This is a genomic window from Mycobacterium asiaticum (assembly GCF_001673315.1).
Classification (GTDB): domain Bacteria; phylum Actinomycetota; class Actinomycetes; order Mycobacteriales; family Mycobacteriaceae; genus Mycobacterium; species Mycobacterium asiaticum_B.
Map to the genome: position 1 here is coordinate 1 of NZ_LZLQ01000081.1, position 18,855 is coordinate 18,855.

15 protein-coding genes are annotated in these 18,855 nt (G+C 66.9%); 11 read left to right on the top strand and 4 right to left on the bottom strand.

The genetic code is table 11. The features are described 5' to 3' along the window. The 3 genes from A5636_RS12575 to A5636_RS12585 all read right to left on the bottom strand — a co-directional run. Nucleotides 1–1,466 (bottom strand): acyl-CoA dehydrogenase (locus A5636_RS12575; protein WP_065158974.1); only part of this gene is annotated, 1,466 nt, incomplete at its 3' end. Nucleotides 1,467–1,533: 67 nt separating this feature from the next. Further along, entirely contained in the window at nt 1,534–2,649 is a 1,116-nt protein-coding gene (locus A5636_RS12580) for an alpha/beta hydrolase (RefSeq protein ID WP_172827227.1), read from the bottom strand. Then, nucleotides 2,646–3,257, bottom strand: a complete 612-nt coding sequence (locus tag A5636_RS12585; RefSeq protein ID WP_155763784.1) for a TetR/AcrR family transcriptional regulator — start codon at nt 3,255–3,257, stop codon at nt 2,646–2,648. Before A5636_RS12585 ends, A5636_RS12580 begins: the two co-directional genes overlap by 4 nt. Nucleotides 3,258–3,356: 99 nt before the next feature. Between A5636_RS12585 and A5636_RS12590 the strand changes: the two genes are divergently transcribed. Both A5636_RS12590 and A5636_RS12595 read left to right on the top strand, forming a co-directional pair. Further along, a complete protein-coding gene (locus A5636_RS12590; protein ID WP_065158975.1) occupies nt 3,357–3,941 on the top strand; it encodes a VOC family protein in 585 nt (194 codons plus the stop codon). Continuing rightward, complete coding sequence (locus A5636_RS12595; protein ID WP_065158976.1) at nt 3,938–4,483, top strand: hypothetical protein; 546 nt, start codon at nt 3,938–3,940, stop codon at nt 4,481–4,483. Before A5636_RS12590 ends, A5636_RS12595 begins: the two co-directional genes overlap by 4 nt. Here A5636_RS12595 and A5636_RS12600 read toward each other — a convergent pair. Further along, nucleotides 4,440–5,120 (bottom strand): TetR/AcrR family transcriptional regulator, encoded by a 681-nt coding sequence (locus tag A5636_RS12600; RefSeq protein WP_253900581.1) that lies wholly within the window; start codon nt 5,118–5,120, stop codon nt 4,440–4,442. The genes A5636_RS12595 and A5636_RS12600 overlap by 44 nt on opposite strands. A 106-nt stretch (nt 5,121–5,226) precedes the next feature. On the opposite strand from A5636_RS12600, the gene A5636_RS12605 reads away from it, so the two are divergent. The 9 genes from A5636_RS12605 (at nt 5,227) to esxG (ending at nt 18,850) form a co-directional block, all read left to right on the top strand. After that, the gene (locus A5636_RS12605) at nt 5,227–6,132 is read left to right on the top strand and encodes an oxygenase MpaB family protein (RefSeq protein WP_065158978.1); all 906 of its coding nucleotides are present in this window, start codon (nt 5,227–5,229) and stop codon (nt 6,130–6,132) included. A gap of 111 nt (nt 6,133–6,243) precedes the next feature. Then, nucleotides 6,244–7,827, top strand: a complete 1,584-nt coding sequence (locus A5636_RS12610; protein ID WP_065158979.1) for a PPE family protein — start codon at nt 6,244–6,246, stop codon at nt 7,825–7,827. A 20-nt stretch (nt 7,828–7,847) separates the two neighbouring features. Further along, on the top strand, nt 7,848–8,750 hold the full coding sequence (locus A5636_RS12615) for a class I SAM-dependent methyltransferase (RefSeq protein WP_065158999.1): 903 nt from the start codon (nt 7,848–7,850) through the stop codon (nt 8,748–8,750). Between the two features lie 381 nt (nt 8,751–9,131). After that, nucleotides 9,132–10,994, top strand: coding sequence for a type VII secretion AAA-ATPase EccA (eccA, locus tag A5636_RS12620; protein WP_065158980.1), 1,863 nt, complete (start codon nt 9,132–9,134; stop codon nt 10,992–10,994). Continuing rightward, a complete protein-coding gene (gene eccB, locus A5636_RS12625) occupies nt 10,991–12,586 on the top strand; it encodes a type VII secretion protein EccB (protein WP_065158981.1) in 1,596 nt (531 codons plus the stop codon). The genes eccA and eccB overlap by 4 nt, the downstream gene beginning before the upstream one ends. After that, nucleotides 12,583–16,593, top strand: a complete 4,011-nt coding sequence (gene eccCa / locus A5636_RS12630; RefSeq protein ID WP_065158982.1) for a type VII secretion protein EccCa — start codon at nt 12,583–12,585, stop codon at nt 16,591–16,593. The genes eccB and eccCa overlap by 4 nt, the downstream gene beginning before the upstream one ends. Then, on the top strand, nt 16,590–16,898 hold the full coding sequence (locus tag A5636_RS12635; protein ID WP_065158983.1) for a PE family protein: 309 nt from the start codon (nt 16,590–16,592) through the stop codon (nt 16,896–16,898). The genes eccCa and A5636_RS12635 overlap by 4 nt, the downstream gene beginning before the upstream one ends. 2 nt (nt 16,899–16,900) lie before the next feature. Beyond that, nucleotides 16,901–18,460: a PPE family protein gene (locus A5636_RS12640; RefSeq protein WP_065158984.1), complete on the top strand. Its 1,560-nt coding sequence runs from the start codon at nt 16,901–16,903 to the stop codon at nt 18,458–18,460. Nucleotides 18,461–18,556: 96 nt separating this feature from the next. Then, the gene (gene esxG, locus A5636_RS12645) at nt 18,557–18,850 is read left to right on the top strand and encodes a type VII secretion system protein EsxG (protein WP_065158985.1); all 294 of its coding nucleotides are present in this window, start codon (nt 18,557–18,559) and stop codon (nt 18,848–18,850) included. Nucleotides 18,851–18,855 lie beyond the last annotated feature (5 nt).

Here is an 18,855-nt window from a genome sequence, read left to right on the forward strand (position 1 = left end):
TCCACCCTGGTCGCCTTGGTGGACAGTCCGGCCAGGTCCGAACCCGCGCCCGGTTCGGAAAACAGCTGGCACCAGATCATCTCGCCGCGGAAGGTCGGCGGCAGAAACCGCTGCTTCTGCTCCTCGGTGCCGAAGGCGACGATCGACGGGATGATCCAGGCCGCGATGCCGACCTGTGGCCGCTTCACCCGCCCGCTGGCGAACTCCTGGGCAATGATGATCTGCTCGACGGGATCCGACGCCCGCCCCCACGGCTTGGGTAGATATGGCAGCACCCAGCCCGCCTCGGCGATTGCCACCGCGCGTGCCGGACGGTCCATCTTCTTCAGCGCGTCGACCTCGCCGCGGATGGCGGCACGCAGTTCCTCGGTCTCGGGGTCCAGATCGATATTGACCGCGCGCATTCCGGTGGTGGTCGCCGTGTCGACCACCCGCTGCGGATAGTCCGAGCTGCGGCCGAACGAGGCGGCCAGCATCAGCGCCCGGCGGTAGTACACGTTGGTGTCATGCTCCCAGGTGAAACCGATGCCGCCGTGCACCTGGATGCAGTCCTGGGTGCACCGTTGGGCCGCGGCAGGAGCCAGGGTGGCGGCCACCGCCGCGGCGAACTCGATGTGCTCGCCAGCCTCGTCCAGGGCGCGGGCGGCATCCCACACCGCCGCGGTGGCCCGTTCGGTGTCGGCGACCATCTCTGCGCATTTGTGCTTGATGGCTTGGAACTGCCCGATCGGGCGCCCGAACTGTTCGCGGATCTTCGCGTAACCCGACGCGGTGTCGGTGGCCCAGCGCGCCACCCCGACCGCCTCCGCCGACAACAACGTCGTCATCAGCGCATGCGCGGTCACCATGCTGAGGTTGTCCAGCACCACGTCGTCACCGACCTCGACCGCATTTGCCCGCACGTGGGCGATAGGCCGCAGCGGATCCAGGCTCTGCACGGGCTCGATCTCCAGTTGCTCGGACCGCAGCACCACCCATTCTTCGCCGCTGTCGATCGCGACCGGCAACACCAGGATCGAGGCTTGCGCGGCCGCGGGCACCGCGCGGGCTTCACCGCGAATCACCAATTCGTCGCCGTGCCGGGTTGCGGTCAGTCCGGAGTCCAGCGCGTACGTCGCGATGGTCGATCCGGAGGCCAGTTCGGCAAGCACCTTGGCGTCGCGGTCATGAGCGGACACCAGGGCGCTGGCGATCGCCGACGGCACGAAGGGACCGGGGACCGCCCCGTAGCCGAATTCGGCGAGCACGATGGCCAATTCGAGGATGCCGAAGCCCTGGCCGCCCACCGACTCGGACAGGTGCACGCCCTGCAGCCCCTGCTCGGCGGCGGATTGCCAGTACGGCGGGGGATTCTCCAGCGGAGTCTCCATGGCCGCGTGCAGCACCTCCGACGGCGCCACCCGCGCCACCAGGGACCGCACCGAATCGGCCAGGTCTTGATGTTCAGGGTTTATCGCGATCGGCATTGGTCGCCTTCCCTCGCCTTATGGATTCAGGTCCAAAACTAACAACCAGTGGGTTGGTTCGTCACGGCTAGCCCCACCGTTCGGTGATCCATTCGGCAATGGCGTCGGCCTGCTCGTCGCGAGCGCCGGGGGTGGTGAAGTAGTGGTCGGTGTCGATGGCGGTATGGGCTTTGTCGGTGCTGGCCAGCGCATCGTAGATGCGCTGAGCGTCGGACGGGAAAACTCCGGTGTCGGCTTCGGCGTTGATGACCAGCGCGGGACAATCGATGCGGTTCAGGTGTGGCTCGGCGCGGGTCTGCGCGGTGCGCATACTCCACATGCCCAGCCAATTACGCAGCGTGCAGGCCGCGGCGATGCCGCGGGTGGAGCGGTTGGCTTTCACCGGCGTTCCGGCGTAGCACCAGTTGGCCCGCCGCTTGGTGGGTTCGATACCGGCATCCACCATGCGCGGGTCGGCCCAGGTGCGCATCACGGTGAACGGCCGGTCGGAAAAGCCAGCGGGCGCAATCCGTTTGAGCTCTGCTTCGGCCCAGTCGGTGATGGCATGGTTGCGCGCGAGTTGCGCTGCGCGATAACGCTCGACGAACTCCGGCGAGTAGGGCGGGCCGTTGCGCCCGTCGAACAAGTCCAAGTCGGGATCGGATGCCACCGGGTCGTTTTCGTCGACCACGGCGCCGTCCATCCAGGCGGTGAGCACATCAGGGCGGCCGGGGTGGGCGGCGGTGGCGACGTAACCGTCGGCCGGTAGCAGGTCGGTGACGCCCGTGGCGGGCCGCATGCCATCCAGCGGGGTCACGTTGGGGTCCACCGCCTGCGACTGGTACGCCGACATCAACGATCCGCCACCGGAGTTGCCCAGCAGGATGACGGTTTCGACACCCGCGACGGTACGCAACCATCGCACCCCCACGCCGATGTCGACCAGCGCGTGGTCGAGCAGAAAACTGCTCTCGAAGCCACGGAATCTGGTGTTCCAGCCCAGAAACCCGATGCCGCGCGCCGCCAGGTACTCGGCGATGTAGTGCTCGGAGAAGTCGATCTGATAGTGCGTGGCGATCATCGCCGCCTTCGGTTTGTGCCCTTGGGCGCGGTGATACAGCCCCTGACACGGGTGTCCGCCGGCACCGGCGCGTTCTGCGGTGGGCGACGGCAATCCGATGAATTCGCGGGTGATGTCGGTCAATTCGACTGCTCCTCTTGGCAGTAGATGGCCCGGTAGTAGATGTTGGCCAATGTCCGGATGCAGGCGTGGTCGTCCGGTGCGGCCGTGCGGGTGAGCTGGATGTAGCAGAACTGGTTGAACATCGCGACAATCGCCTCGGCCAACAGCTGCGGGTCATCGCCGTCGCAATAGCCTTGCCGCTGAGCGCGTTTCACCGATTCGGCGATGAAAGCAATTGGAATCGCGCATATCTCGGCCCAGTACTCGGCGAAGTCGTCGCTGATCATCGCTAATTGGGAGACGCTGATCACCTCGGCCAGCCGATGGCGGTAGGTGTGCCAGTGCGCCGCCGCGGCCTGGTGTGCCCGTTCGCGATCGGACAGGCCGTGCTCGGTCACCGAGAGCGCCCGCTGGTTGGCTTCGTCGCGAAAACGCAGCGCCCACTGGCGGACCATTGCCTCCTTGGAGTCGTAGTAGTTGTAGAACGACGCCGCCGAGCGCCCGGCTTCGATGGCGATATCGGCAATCGTGGTCGCGAGAATTCCTTTGCGCGCGATCACCGTGCGCGCGGCATCGTCGATCGCGGCTCGTGTCCGCCGGCCGCGGGCGGTAGGGCACTGCGCTGCCACTCCCGCGGGTTCTGCCGTGGCTGCCACCTGCACCTTTCTGGAAGGAACCTGAATCTGATGTTAGATTCAGGTTCGGATCTTAGCTATGGGAGTTGCGAGATGATCAAGCCGCACAACACCAATCCCGAGTTCGAACTCGGCGGAATCAACCACGTGGCACTGGTGTGCTCGGACATGGCACGCACGGTCGATTTCTACAGCAACGTCCTCGGGATGCCGCTGATCAAGTCGCTCGACCTGCCCGGTGGCGCAGGGCAGCACTTCTTCTTCGATGCCGGCAACGGCGACTGCGTCGCATTCTTCTGGTTCACCGAGGCCCCCGACCGGGTGCCGGGCATCTCATCGCCGGGAGCCCTGCCAGGGTTGGGCGACATCACCAGCGCGGTAAGCACGATGAACCACCTCGCTTTCCATGTCCCGGCGGAGAAGTTCGACGCCTACCGGCAACGGCTGAAGGACAAAGGTGTGCGGGTGGGCCCCGTGCTCAACCATGACGAAAGCCCGATGCAGGTATCGGCGACAGTGCATCCCGGGGTGTACGTCCGCTCGTTCTACTTCCAGGATCCGGACGGGATTATGCTCGAATTCGCTTGCTGGGTACGCGAATTCACCGAAGCTGACACACCGGCGGTACCGAAGACCGACGCCGACCGGCGGCCTCCGGTGGCGGCAGGCCAGGCATGACCGAGGCGATTCTGACCGACCGTCAAATCGCCGCCTTGACCCCGGAGCAGCGTCGGGACCTGATCACCCGCCTCGAGGCGCCGCTGAGCGAACTGGAGGACCCGGACACCCTGAACCGCATGCGGCGCATCCGGTTGGGCTTAATCGTCGGTGGACTGATCGCGATGATTCCGTGGATCGCCTACCTTGCGGTGACCCTTCCGCAGAAGTACGTCGCCCACAATTGGCCGGTCACCTGGATCGGCTTCGACCTGCTGCTGGTCGGTTTCATGGCGGCGACGGCGGTGCTGGGCTACCTGCGCCGTCAGTTGCTGGTCTTGACCGCCTTCACCACCGGGGTGTTGCTGATCTGCGACGCGTGGTTCGACCTGATGACCGCCGGGCCCGAGGATGCGGCGCTATCGGTGGTCACCGCGCTGCTGGTCTCAGTACCGATGGCCTATCTACTCATCTCCGGGGCGCTGCGGGTGATGCGCCTGACCTGGATGCGTCTCTGGCTCAATCCCGAGATGCGTCTTTGGCAGGTCCCTCTGATGCCATGACGCGGGGGCGGTACAGCTCTGGCCCGGTGAGCGCGAGCAGCAGCGACCCCAGGTGATCGGCCAATTCTTCGGGCTCCATTTGCACGTCTCCGGCCAGCCAGGCACTCAGCGTCTCCCCGACTCCGCCCACGGCGAAATGGGACCCCGCTTTGACCCGATCATTGGCCGGTGCCCCCATGGCATCGACCACGTGCTGGCCCGAGAGCAGTGCAAACAGTGCCGTCGACTCGGCTCGCTTGCGCATCACCACGGCGTTGGCGAGCTTCGTGCTGAACAGCAGACGCCCGATTCGGGCGTCGTTGGCAATAGTGCGCACCAGGCTGGCCATCCCGGCTCGGGGTTGTTCACCCAGCGGTGCCGAAGCGACGGCTGACTGGGTGTTTCCAGCCAGATCCGCGATCACCCAGTCGTACACCTGGGCGACGAAATCGTCCTTGTCGGCGAAGCTTTCGTAGAAATAACGGGCCGAAAGACCCGCGCACTGGCACACCCGGCGGACTGTCAGTTCCGACGCGTCGTCGTCATCGGCGCCGAGCAGATCCAAGCCGGCCGCAAGTAGCTGGTGGCGGCGGGCGTCCAGCCGTTGCGCCGCGTCGACGCCGCGGTAGGGACGCGAGCTTGCTGCTTCACCATTCATAGGGACAATCTTGACATCACCGCGCCTCGCCGCAACAATTTAGGAAACAATTGTTATCACATTGGCGACGATTGGCGGGGGAGCCAGCGATGACGGTGCAACAACGATGACGGTGCAAGTAGTGCCACGAGAGTCCATACCGCATGTGGAGCGGGCGATCGCCGACCCGCCGCGGCCGCAGCAACCGCGGCGTCAGCGGGTAGCGGGCGACCACGGGCTCATGGGTGTCGCTTTGCTGGCCGGACCGGCAAACGTGATCATGCAATTGGCACGCCCCGGTGTCGGACACGGCGTGGCGGAAAGCCGGGTGGAGAGCGGTCGCATCGACCGCCATCCGATCAAGCGGGCGCGCACCACGTTTACCTATCTCGCGGTGGCCAACGCCGGGACGGACGCTCAGAAGGCGGCGTTTCGCCGGGCGGTGAACCGGGCGCACGCGCAGGTCTACTCCACCCCCGATAGCCCGGTCTCTTACAACGCCTTCGATCCCGAACTGCAGTTGTGGGTCGCGGCGTGCCTCTACAAGGGCGGTGTCGACATCCACCGCATATTCGTCGGGGAGATGGATGACGAGGAAGCCGACCGGTTGTACCGGGAGGGTGTGACGCTGGGAAGCACTCTGCAGGTGCCGCCGGAGATGTGGCCGGTCGACCGGGTCGCGTTCGACAGGTACTGGCAGGAATCGCTGGACAAGGTGCACATCGATGACACCGTTCGCGAATTTCTCTATCCGATCGCCGCGTCACGGATTCCTGGCGTGCGGTTACCGGGCTGGTTGCAAGCCCGCACGGACGCGTTCAACCTGCTGATCACCACCGGCTTTCTGCCGGAACGGTTCCGTCAAGAGATGCGGTTGCCCTGGGACGATGGCCGGCAGCGTCGATTCGATCAACTGATGGGCATCCTGGCGGCAGTCAACGCCGTGCTGCCGCGGGTGGTGCGCCAGTTCCCGTTCAACCTGATGCTGTGGGACCTGGATAGGCGGATCAGAACGGGTCGCCCGCTGGTGTAGCTGCGCGGCAACACCCGCGGCACCCGCGGGGTCTATTGAAAACGATTATCAAAATCAGTACTCTCCTTGAGCGAGGGAGCTGGCACAGCCCTGCCAGCGGAGGAGTACTTGATGACGGCCCCAATCTGGATGGCATCACCGCCCGAGGTGCATTCGGCGTTGCTGAGCAGCGGTCCCGGCCCGGGCCCGTTGCTGGCATCCGCCGCGGCATGGTCGGCGTTGAGCACCGAGTACACCGAAGTTGCCGACGAACTCACCGCCCTGCTGGGTGCGGTGCAGGGCGGCGCATGGGCAGGGCCGAGCGCTGAACAGTATGTGGCTGCGCACGCGCCGTACCTGTCGTGGCTCACCCAGGCCGGTGCCCACAGCGCGACCGCGGCGGTCCAGCAGGAAGCGGCGGCCACGGCCTACACCGGCGCACTCGTCGCCATGCCCACCCTGGCCGAGCTAGCGGCCAACCACGCGATTCACGGTGTGCTGGTAGCGACCAATTTCTTCGGGATCAACACCATCCCTATCGCCCTCAACGAGGCCGACTACGTCCGGATGTGGATCCAGGCGGCGACCACGATGGCTACCTACGAGGCGGTATCCGAAGGTGCCGTCGCGTCGACAACACCAACCAGCCCGGCGCCGCGGATCGTTCAAGCCGAAGACGACCACGACCACGAGCGCGAGGAGGGTGAACACGATGGCCATGAAGACCACGATCACGGCGATCCCACCCAACTGGACTACCTCGTCGCCGACCTACTGCGGGCACTGACGGGCGGTCGCATCGACTGGGATCCGCTGGAGGGCACGCTCAACGGTGTGCACATGCACGACATCACCGACGCCACCCAACCGAGCTGGTGGATTGCCCGCTCCCTCGAATTCGGTCAGCAGTTCGAGACATTCGTCCAGCAACTGTTCACCAATCCGGCCGGAGCGCTCGAGTACGTCGTCGAACTCGCCGAGTTCGACTGGCCGACGCACCTCGCCCAGCTCGCGCCACTGGTGCAGTCGCCGCAATTGTTCGCCGCCGCGCTTGGTGGTGCCATTGCCAACCTGGGGTCGCTCACCGGCTTGGCGGGTCTGTCCGGCCTGGCCGCTCTCCAACCCGCGGCAATCCCGCCAATTGTCCCGCCCGCTGTCGCGGCGTCGCCGCTCCCAGCTGTCGCAACAGCGCCGTCCGTCGTGGCCTCGGCGGCGACTGCGGCCCCGGCACCGAGCACCGCCACGACTGTGACCAGTACGGTCACCACCGCCGGATCGCCGCCGGTTGGCGCCGGCCCGGCGGCCGGCTTCGGGTACCCCTTCCTGGTCGGGGGCGGCCCGGGGGTCGGATTCGGCTCCGGAATGAGCACCGCCGCCAGCGCAAGCAGGAAGGCTTCGGAGCCGGACGCCGCCGCGTTGGCCGCTGCGGCGGCCGCCCGGACGCAGGCGCGCCAACGCCGCCGCCGCCGGTCAGGGCTGCACGAGCACGGCGATGAGTTCGCAGACATGAATGTCGATGTCGATCCCAACTGGGACGAGTCGCCCGACGAGCTGGCCATGGCCACGGCGTCGGCGCGCGGTGCCGGAGACATCGGATTCGCCGGGACGGTACGCAACAGTGCCGCAGGCGATGCGGCCGGGTTGGCGGCGCTTCCCGACAGTGACTTCGGCGGCGGTCCGCGGGAGCCAATGCTGCCCGGCACCTGGGATCGGTGAACGCAGCTAGGGTTGTGGGCGTGCGCAGTGACGGTGACAGCTGGGACATCACGACAAGCGTCGGATCCACGGCGCTCTTCGTAGCGGCCGCTAGGGCTCTGGAGGCACAGAAACCCGATCCGCTTGCCGTCGACCCGTACGCGGAATTGTTCTGCCGAGCGGTCGGCGGTTCCTGGGCCGACGTGCTGGACGGCAAGGCGCCCGACCACGACCTGAAGAGCGAGGATTTCGGTCGGCACTTCGTCGATTTCCAGGGCGCACGCACCAAGTACTTCGACTCCTACTTCCAGCGGGCCGCGGCGGCAGGCGCGCGCCAGGTCGTCATCCTGGCGGCCGGATTGGATTCGCGGGCCTACCGGTTGCCCTGGCCGGACGGCACCACCGTCTTCGAACTGGATCAGCCACAGGTGCTCGACTTCAAGCGGGAAGTGCTCGCCGAACACGGCGTCCAGCCCCGCGCCCAACGTCGGGAGATCGCCGTGGACCTCCGCGACGACTGGCCGCAGGCGTTGCAGGACAACGGCTTCGATCCGACCCAGTTCTCGGCCTGGATCGCCGAGGGTCTGCTGATCTATCTCCCTGCCGCCGCACAGGAGCAGCTGTTCAGCGGCATCGACGGACTGGCCTGCCTGGGCAGCCACGTCGCCGTCGAGGACGGCGCCCCGCTGCCGCAGGATGAATTCCGCACCAAGGTCGAGGAAGAACGCGCCGCCGCGGACGGCGCCGCACGTCCGTTCTTCCAGTTGGTCTACAACGAACGGTGCGCGCCGGCCACCGAGTGGTTCGGTGAGCACGGCTGGACCGCAATCGGGACCCCGTTGAACGATTATTTGCGCGAGGTGGGCCGGCCGGTACCCGAGGCCGACTCCGAGGCCGCGGCGATGTTCGCGCGTAACACGCTGGTCAGCGCGGCCAAGCCCTGACCCAGCCTTGACCTGGTACGAGGGAACTTCGCCGAAGTTCGCTCCGACTAGTAGGTATGTGCCGTTGCGGACCAACCTGTGCAGGTCCATTTTCTGGGTCGTATGCATTCCGTGTTCGCGACCCGGACAGCGTGTACCCCACCCGCCGTTGTTAATGAAAACCATATTCAGTAAGCTGCAGGGCTGACGGGACTGTTGCGCACGAAGCAGCAAATCTCGCTGGTCAGCGGCATAGGACTAGGAGCAATTGTGCTGAATCGCACGCTTCTGGCCACCTCGACAGTTAGCTTAGGGAATGCTAACTTCGGGTGGCTAACTTCAGGCGGAATCGGGCAGCGTTAGCCCGTGGCGACCTTAACTACATCAGGAGACGGCGGGGGCGTGGAACGCAGTGACATCGGCATGCTTGCGGCTAAACCCGTCGCAGCCCGAACAGTCGGCAGGGTAGACAGCGACGTCGTCAGCAGATTTGCCACCTGCTGCCGCGCCCTGGGCATCGCGGTCTACGAGCGGCAGCGCCCCGCAGACCTGACCGCGGCCCGTTCTGGTTTCAGTGCGCTCACCCGCATCGCGCACGAGCAGTGCGACGCCTGGACCGGCCTGGCCGCGTCCGGTGACACCTCTGCGCACGTGCTAGAGCAGGTCGCCCGCACCGCGGCCACCGCGGGTGTCTTGCAGCGGCAGGTGGAACTGCAGCGCGGCGCGCTGGGGTTCCGTTACGACACCGGTCTTTACCTGCAGTTCCGAGCCACCAGCCCGGACGATTTCCATCTGGCCTACGCGGCGGCGCTGGCTTGCGACGGCGGGGCGGCCGAATACGCCCAGGCCTATGACATTGTCAGCCGGATCGTCGAGCGGCGACCCAAGTCACGCGAAGCCCGCTGGATTGCCGTCGTCATCAACTACCGCGCGGAGCGGTGGTCGGACGTCGTCAAGCTGCTGACCCCGATCGTCAACGACCCGGACCTCGACGAGGCATTCGCCCACGCGGTGAAGATCGCCCTCGGCACCGCGCTGGCCAGACTCGGCATGTTCGCCCCGGCCCTGTCGTACCTCGAGGAACCCGAAGGTCCCATTGCGGTCGCCGCGGTGGACGGCGCGCTGGCCAAAGCGCTTGCGCTGCGCGCGCATGTCGACGAAGAGGCGGCCAGCGAGGTCCTGCACGAGTTGTACGCCGCCAATCCGGAAAACGACGAGATCGAGCAGGCGCTGTCCGACCCGAGCTTCGGCATGGTGACCACCACCGCAGCCCGCATCGAGGCGCGAACCGATCCGTGGAACCACGAAACCGAGCCCAGCGACGCCGATTTCGTCGATCCCGGCGCCCGGGAGCGCAAAGCCACCCTGCTGGCCGAGGCGGAGGTGCAGCTCAACGAGTTCATCGGGCTGGAAGAAGTCAAGAACCAGGTGTCGCGGTTGAAGAGTTCGGTCGCCATGGCGGTGCTGCGTCAGCAGCGCGGCCTGGCCGTCGCGCAGCGCACCCACCACCTGGTGTTCGCCGGCCCGCCCGGAACGGGTAAGACCACCATTGCCCGCGTCGTCGCGAAAATCTATTGCGGCCTAGGGCTTTTGAAGCGGGAGAACATCCGCGAGGTGCACCGCGCAGACCTCATCGGTCAGCACATCGGTGAGACCGAGGCCAAGACCAACGCCATCATCGACAGCGCCCTGGACGGCGTGCTGTTCCTGGACGAGGCCTATGCGCTGGTGGCCACCGGGGCCAAGAACGACTTCGGGCTGGTCGCCATCGATACGCTGTTGGCGCGCATGGAGAACGACCGTGACCGGCTGGTGGTCATCATCGCCGGGTATCGCGCCGATCTGGACAAGTTCCTCGACACCAACGAAGGTCTGCGATCCCGATTCACCCGCAGCATCGACTTCCCGTCCTACCAACCTTCCGAGCTCACCGAGATCGCGAATTTGATGGCCCAGCAACGGGACAGCGTCTTCGAGCAGTCCGCATTGGAAGACATGCAGCGGTTGTTCACCCACCTTGCCGAGACGTCGTCCCCGGACAGCAACGGGATCGCACGGCGCAATCTCGACATCGCCGGCAACGGCCGGTTTGTTCGAAATGTCGTCGAGCGGTCGGAGGAAGAGCGTGAATTCCGGCTCGACCACTCCGAGCAGGCCGGCACCGGCGAGTTCACCGACGAGGACTTGATGACCATCACCGCACAGGATGTCGCCAACACGGTCGCCCCGCTACTGCGTGGACTCGGACTGTCGGTGCCGGCATGAACGCCAATAACGAGCAGTTCGAGGACGATCGGCGTTCCTTCGCCTCGCGCACCCCGGTCAACGAGAACCCCGACAAGGTGGAGTATCGCCGCGGCTTCGTCACCCGGCACCAGGTGAGCGGATGGCGCTTCGTGATGCGCCGCATCGCCTCCGGTATCGCCTTGCACGACACCAGGATGCTGGTCGAACCGCTGCGCACCCAGTCCCGTGCAGTGCTGATGGGTGTACTACTGCTGATCACCGGATTGATTGGCTGCTTTGTGTTTTCGCTGATCCGGCCGAACGGTCAGGTGGGTAACAACACGGTGCTGGCCGATCGGTCCACCGCCGCGTTGTACGTGCGGGTCGGTGACCAGGTGCACCCGGTGCTGAACCTGACCTCGGCCCGGCTCATCGCCGGCCAGCCGGTCAATCCCACCACGGTGAAAGGTGCTGAGCTGGATCGCTTTCCGCGCGGCAACCTGATCGGCATCCCGGGCGCCCCGGAGCGCATGGTGCAAAGCACCGCCCGCGACGCCGACTGGTCGGTGTGCGACGGCGTCAGCGGCCAGCCCGGCCGCGGCGCCCGCAGCACCGGCGTCACCGTGATCGCGGGCCAGCCGTTCAGCGAAGGCGCGCGCGCTTCGGCGATCAAATCCGGGCAGGTCATCCTGGTCGACAGCGGCGAAGCCAGCTGGGTGTTGTGGGAAGGCAAGCGGAGCCGGATCGACCTCGCCGATCACGCGGTCACCAACGCGCTGGGACTGGGTACCGACGTGCCCGCCCCCCGGCCAATCGCGCCGGGGCTGTTCAACGCGATCCCGGAGGCCCCGCCGCTGGCCGCTCCGCCCATCCCGAACGCCGGTGCCCCGGCCGCCTTCGCGGTGCCCGCGCCGATCGGCGGGGTCGTGGTTTCCTTCGCGGTGGACCGCAGCTCGTCGGAGAACATCACTTACTACGCGGTGCTGCCGGACGGCCTGCAGCCGATCTCGCCGGTCCTGGCCGCGATACTGCGCAATACCAACTCCTACGGCCTGCAGCAGCCGCCGCGGCTGGCCGCCGACGACATTGCCAAGCTGCCGGTGTCCCGGCTGCTGGACACCAGCAGCTATCCCGCCCAGCCCGTCACGCTGATCAACGCCGGCAGCAATCCGGTGACCTGCGCGTTGTGGACCAAGCCGGCCGGAGCCGCGACCAGTTCGCTGAGCTTGCTGTCGGGTTCGGCGCTGCCGGTGCCCGAAGGGCTGCACACCGTGGAGCTGGTCGGCGGGGGCGCGAAGGTTGCGCTTGCCCCCGGCACCGGGTACTTCACCCAGACCGTCGGCGGGGGAGCGGCCGCGCCGCCCACCGGATCGCTGTTCTGGGTTTCCGACACCGGGGTGCGCTACGGCATCGACACCGAGGCCGACAGCCGGTCCGGCGCCAATGGTCAAAGCAAGACCGTTGAGGCGCTTGGACTTCAGTCGCCGCCGCTCGGCATCCCGTGGTCGATCCTGTCCTTGTTCGCACCCGGCCCGACGTTGTCGCGCACCGATGCGCTGCTGGCGCATGACGGCCTGCCGCCCGACAGTCGGCCGGGTCATCCGGTATCCGCCGAAGGGGAGCCCCGATGAGCAGATTGATCTTCGAGGCCCGTCGGCGGGTCACGCCGCCGAGCGCCCGAAAAGGCACCATCACCATCGAAGCGCCGCCGGAATTACCACGGGTGATCCCGCCGTCGCTGTTCCGGCGCGCGATGCCGTACCTGATCGGGATCCTGATCGTCGGCATGATCGTCGCCCTGTTCGCCACCGGGATGCGGTTGATCTCGCCCCAGACGCTGTTCTTCCCGTTCGTGCTGCTGTTGGCCGCGACCGCGCTATACCGCGGCGACAGCAACAAGACGCGGACCGAGGAGGTCGACGCCGAGCGGGCCGACTACCTGCGTTACCTGTCGGTGGTTCGGGACAACATCCGGGCCCAGGCCGCCGAGCAACGCGCGGCCGCACAGTGGTCGCATCCCGAACCGCAGGCCCTGATGGCGGTGCCCGGTTCGCGTCGTCAGTGGGAGCGGGACCCGGATGACTCCGACTTCCTGGTGGTGCGGGCCGGCCGGCACTCGGCACCCTTGGCTACCACGCTGCGAGTGAGTGACACCGCCGACGAGATCGACCTGGAACCGGTGTCGCACAGCGCCTTACGCAGCCTGCTCGACACCCAGCGCACGGTCCGCGACGTGCCGACCGGCATCGACCTGACCAAGCTGTCGCGGGTGACGGTGCTGCCGGGCGCGGCGGCCGACCACGCCGAGGTGCGGGCGGCCGTGCGCGCGTGGATCGCGCAGGCGGTGACGTGGCACGACCCGACCGTCCTTGCGGTGGCGGTGGCTTCTCGCGATCTCGAGGGCGCCGACTGGTCCTGGCTCAAGTGGCTGCCGCACGTCGACATTCCCGGCCAGGTCGACGGTGTGGGCCCGGCCCGGTACCTCACCACCGACGCCGACGAATTGGTCGATTTGCTCGAACCGGCATTGGACGACCGCCCCGCCTTCACCGGCAAACCGGTGGATGCGCTGCGCCACCTGTTAGTCGTCGTCGACGATCCCGACTACGACCTCAATGCCTCGACGCTTGCCGTGGGCCGCGCAGGCGTGACCGTCGTGCACATCTCGGCGACGGCGCCGCACCGAGAGCAGTATTCGGATCCGGAAAAGCCCATCCTCAAGATCGAGCGGGGAGCCATCGAACGGTGGCAGACCGGCGGCTGGCAACCATACGTCGACGAAGCCGACGAATTCGGCGCCGACGAGGCTGCCCACCTGGCCCGCAGGCTGTCCCGCTGGGACTCCAACCCCACCCACACCGGACTGCGTTCGACAGCTACTCGCGGAGCCAATTTCACGACGTTGCTCGGTATTCCGGATGCCTCCCGGCTGGATGTGGCTTCGCTGTGGGGGCCACGCCGCCGCGACGACGAACTGCGTGTCCCGATCGGCGTCACTGCCACCGGTGAACCGTTGATGTTCGATCTGAAGGACGAAGCCGAGGGTGGTATGGGCCCGCACGGCCTGATGATCGGTATGACCGGTTCCGGCAAGTCGCAGATGCTGATGTCGATCTTGTTGGCGCTGTTGACCACTCACTCTGCCGACCGGCTGATCGTCATCTACGCCGACTTCAAGGGTGAAGCCGGCGCCGACAGCTTCCGCAACTTCCCGCAGGTCGTCGCGGTGATCTCGAACATGGCAGAGAAGAAGTCGCTGGCCGACCGGTTCGCCGACACGCTGCGCGGCGAAGTGGCGCGGCGCGAGATGCTGTTGCGTGAGGCCGGCCGCAAGGTGCAGGGCAGCGCGTTCAACTCGGTCACCGAGTATGAGAACGCCCGCGAAGGCGCCGCGGCTGGTCTCGACTTGCCTTCCATCCCAACACTTTTCGTGGTCGCCGACGAGTTCACGCTGATGCTCGCGGACCACCCCGAATACGCGGAGTTGTTCGACTACGTAGCCCGCAAGGGACGCTCTTTCCGTATCCACATTCTGTTCGCATCGCAGACGCTCGACGTGGGCAAGATCAAGGACATCGACAAGAACACCTCCTACCGCATCGGTCTGAAAGTGGCCAGCCCCAGCGTGTCCCGCCAGATCATCGGGGTGGAGGACGCCTACCACATCGAATCGGGCAAGGAGCACAAGGGCATCGGCTTCCTGGTGCCCGCACCGGGTGCGACCCCGATCAAGTTCCGCTCCACCTACGTCGACGGCATCTACGAACCGCCGCAGGCGGCGAAGGCGCTGGTGGTCCAGTCCGCTCCGGAGCCGAAACTGTTCCCGGCCGGCCGGGTGGAGCCCGAGCCGGGCACCGTGATCGCGGGCGCCGACGAGGAGGAGCAGGCAGGTCCGCCGAGAAAGTTGATCGCGACCATCGGCGAGCAGCTGGCCGGTTACGGGCCGCGCGCGCCGCAACTGTGGCTGCCCCCGCTGGACGAGCCGATCCCGTTGACCGCGGTGGTGGCCCGCTCCGGGGTGCCGGCCCGGCAGTGGCGCTGGCCACTGGGCGAGGTGGACAAGCCATTCGAGATGCGCCGCGACCCGCTGGTGTTCGACGCGACGTCGGCTGCCGGCAACCTGGTGATCCACGGCGGCCCGAAATCCGGCAAATCGGCTGCGCTGCAGACGTTCATCCTGTCGGCCGCCAGTCTGCACTCACCGCGCGATGTCACGTTCTACTGCCTGGACTACGGCGGTGGGCAGCTGCGGGTGCTGGAAGATCTGGCGCATGTCGGTACGGTGGCCTCGGCACTGGAGCCGGAGCGCATCCGGCGCACCTTCGGCGACCTGGAACAGCTATTGCTGTCCCGCCAGCGGCGAGAATCATTCCGGGATCGGCCGAATGGTCACCATAACGGCTCCAAGCAGGATGACGGGTTCGGCGAGGTCTTCCTGGTCATCGACAACCTTTACGCCTTCGGCCGGGACAACACTGACCAGTTCAACACCCGAAACCCGTTGCTGGCCAGGGTTACCGAGCTTGTCAATGTGGGTTTGGCATACGGAATCCACGTGGTCATCACTACCCCGAGCTGGCTGGAAGTGCCGCTGGCGATGCGCGACGGGCTCGGTTTGCGTCTGGAACTCAAACTGCACGACTCGCGCGACAGCAACGTCCGGGTGGTCGGGGCCCTGCACCGCCCGGCCGACGCCATCCCGCACGACCAGCCCGGCCGCGGATTGACCATGGCCGCGCAGCACTTCCTGTTCGCGGAGCCGGAACTGGATCAGATACCGGTGATCAACGACCGCTACCCGGGCCAGACCGCGCCGCCCGTGCGGTTGCTGCCCACCAATCTGGCGCCGGCGATGGTCGGCGCCCTGTGGCGGGGACCCGAGCAGGTTGTCATCGGCCAGCGCGAGCAGGACCTCGCACCGGTGGTGCACGACTTCGCCGAGAACCCGTTGCTGATGGTCTTCGGCGACAGTAAGTCCGGCAAGACCACGCTGCTGCGACACATCATCCGCACCGTCCGCGAGCACTCGAGTTCGGACCGGGTGGCCTTCACGGTGCTGGACCGCAGGCTGCACCTGGTCGAGGAACCCTTGTTCCCGGACAACGAATACACGGCGAACATCGACCGCATCACCCCGGCGATGATCGGGCTGGCGAACCTGATCGAGGTACGACGTCCACCGGCGGGGCTGTCGCCCGCCGAGTTGTCGCGCTGGACCTACGACGGCCACACTCACTACCTGATCATCGACGACGTCGACCAGATCCCGGACACGGCGGCTACCAGTGGTCCTTATCTCGGGCAGCGTCCCTGGTCGCCGCTGATCGGATTGCTCGGGCAAGCCGGTGATCTGGGCTTGCGGGTGATCGTCACCGGTCGCGCGTCCGGGTCGGCGCACGGCTTGATGACCAATCCGTTGTTGCGCCGGTTCAACGACCTGCAGGCGACCACGCTGATGTTGGCCGGTAATCCGCAGGACAGCGGAAAGATCCGCGGCCAGCGGTTCAGCCGGCTACCGGCCGGACGGGGAATCCTGCTGTCCGACAGCGATACTCCGACATTCCTGCAATTGATCAATCCCCTCGCCGGCGAGGGCGCGATATTCGGTGAAACGCAGCAGAAGGGAAGTCAGTCATGACGTTGCGAGTGGTTCCTGAAGGGTTGGCCGCGGCCAGCGCCGCAGTGGAGGCGTTGACGGCGAAGTTGGCGGCCGCGCACGCGGCCGCGGCGCCGCTGATCACCGCCGTGGTGCCGCCGGCGGCGGACCCGGTGTCGCTGCAGACGGCAGCGGGCTTCAGTGCGCAGGGCCAGGAGCACGCGGCGGTCGCGGCCCAGGGCATCGAGGAACTCGGCCGTGCGGGTGTCGGTGTCGGCGATGCCGGCGTCAGCTACCTCGCCGGGGACGCGGCGGCGGCTTCGACCTACGGGATTGCGGGCGGCTGACTGTGCCGTGCGCCGTCGCCCCTCCGATAGGGCCGATCTGGTTTGCTTCGCCGCCTGAGGTGCATTCGGCGTTGCTGAGCAGCGGACCGGGCCCGGCGTCGCTATTTGCGGCGGCGGCGGCCTGGGACGCGCTCAGCGCTGAATATGCCGCCGCGGCAGCAGAACTCAGTGGCCTGGTGGGAGCGGTACAGGCGAGTGCATGGCAGGGGCCCAGCGCCGCGCGGTATCTGGGCGCACATCAGCCGTACGCGGCGTGGTTGCAGCAGGCCAGTGCCGATGCCGCCGCGGTGGCGACCCAGCACGAAGCCGCGGCGACGGCCTACACCGCCGCCCTGGCGGCGATGCCGACGCTGGCCGAACTGGCCGCCAACCACCTAGCGCACGGTGTGCTGGTGGCCACGAATTTCTTTGGTATCAACACCATTCCGATCGCGCTCAACGAGGCCGACTACGTGCGGATGTGGGCCCAGGCCGCGGCCACCATGGGCCTGTACCAGGCGACCACCGGCACGGCACTGGCAACGGCCCCGCGCACCATGCCCGCCCCGCAGGTGGTGACGCCCGATGGGGTGGGGCGTTCGGCCGCCGCCGATGCGATGCAGACCACCGCGCTGGCTCAGGCCGCCGGGGCGAACCCGTTGACCAACGTCATCGACACCATCGTCGAGTTGTTGCACGCCTATGTGTTGATGCTGCCGGACGGTGAATTGCTCTGGGAGTTCCTGTCGAATCCACTCCCGGCGATCCAACAGATGATCATCGACTTCGCCACGAATCCAGAAGCCGCATTGGTGACGTGGGGTCCACTGCTATTCGCGCTGGGCTATCAGGCATTCTTTCAGCCGGTCGGCTGGACCTTCTGGGGAATGGTCGCGACCGCGCCCGCATGGTTGCCGACCCTGGTCGCCGTGGGACTGGGCAGTCTGGGCTTCCTGAGTCTGATCCACGTCGATGTACCTCCCGAAATGCCTGCGGACGCATCGGTATCCGTCCCGGTCGCTCAGCAGCACAGCTTGCCGGTCGCCGGCTTCGGTTCGACGTTGGCGAGTCCGGGCGGCGCACCTGCGGCCGCGACCGCGGCGGGCGCGCCGGGCAGTTCCGCGCCGGCCCCGTCAGCTCCGGCGGCGGCGAGTTTCGCTTATGTCGTGGCCGCGCCGGGGGGCTGGGGGCCCAGCCTCGGCCCGACCGTGGGTAACCGTGCCAGCGCCAAGGCTCCGGCGGCGACCATACCGGCGGCCGGTGCGGCAGCGGTGAGTAGTGCTGCGGCGCGGGCCAAGCGGCGCCGGCGCGCGCCCCTGCGCGACCACAGCGACGAGTTTCTGGAAATGGACTCCGGTATCCACGCCAACCCGGTCTGGGAACAGGCGTCGCTGGCGTCCGAGCGCGGCGCGGGCCCGGTCGGGCTGGCCGGAACGGTACCCACGGAGACGCTGCTGCAGGCGGCAGGCCTGACGGCGTTGGCGGACAACGAGTTCGGTGGCGGACCCCGCATGCCGATGTTGCCCGGGACCTGGGAGCAGGGGCGAGAGGAAGGGGGGCCGGAAAGTAAGCGGGAGAACTGACCGGGTTGCAAGTGTGATTCGAGTGAATCGATCAGTCGGATTAGTCGGATTCGTCGGATCAGTCGGATTAGTTGGATTAGTTAGGGAGGAACACTTATGAGTTTGTTGGATGCTCATATTCCGCAGTTGGTGGCTTCGCAGTCGGCGTTCGGCGCCAAGGCGGGGCTGATGCGGCACACGATTGGTCAGGCGGAGCAGGCGGCGATGTCGGCGCAGGCGTTCCACCAGGGTGAGGCATCCGCGGCATTTCAGGCCGCGCACGCGCGCTTCGTCGAGGTAGCGGCGCGGGTCAACACCTTGCTGGACATCGCGCAGGCCAACCTGGGTGAGGCCGCGGGTACCTACGTCGCGGCCGACGCCGCCGCCGCCTCGTCCTACACCGGTTTCTGAACCGG

Excerpts from the sequence above, each read along its gene's own strand:
- A5636_RS12590 (WP_065158975.1), top strand. The coding sequence starts at position 3,357 with ATGATCAAGCCGCACAACACCAATCCCGAGTTCGAACTCGGCGGAATC.
- A5636_RS12595 (WP_065158976.1), top strand. The coding sequence starts at position 3,938 with ATGACCGAGGCGATTCTGACCGACCGTCAAATCGCCGCCTTGACCCCG.
- A5636_RS12600 (WP_253900581.1), bottom strand. The coding sequence starts at position 5,120 with ATGAATGGTGAAGCAGCAAGCTCGCGTCCCTACCGCGGCGTCGACGCG.
- A5636_RS12605 (WP_065158978.1), top strand. The coding sequence starts at position 5,227 with ATGACGGTGCAAGTAGTGCCACGAGAGTCCATACCGCATGTGGAGCGG.
- A5636_RS12610 (WP_065158979.1), top strand. The coding sequence starts at position 6,244 with ATGACGGCCCCAATCTGGATGGCATCACCGCCCGAGGTGCATTCGGCG.
- eccB (WP_065158981.1), top strand. The coding sequence starts at position 10,991 with ATGAACGCCAATAACGAGCAGTTCGAGGACGATCGGCGTTCCTTCGCC.
- eccCa (WP_065158982.1), top strand. The coding sequence starts at position 12,583 with ATGAGCAGATTGATCTTCGAGGCCCGTCGGCGGGTCACGCCGCCGAGC.
- A5636_RS12635 (WP_065158983.1), top strand. The coding sequence starts at position 16,590 with ATGACGTTGCGAGTGGTTCCTGAAGGGTTGGCCGCGGCCAGCGCCGCA.
- esxG (WP_065158985.1), top strand. The coding sequence starts at position 18,557 with ATGAGTTTGTTGGATGCTCATATTCCGCAGTTGGTGGCTTCGCAGTCG.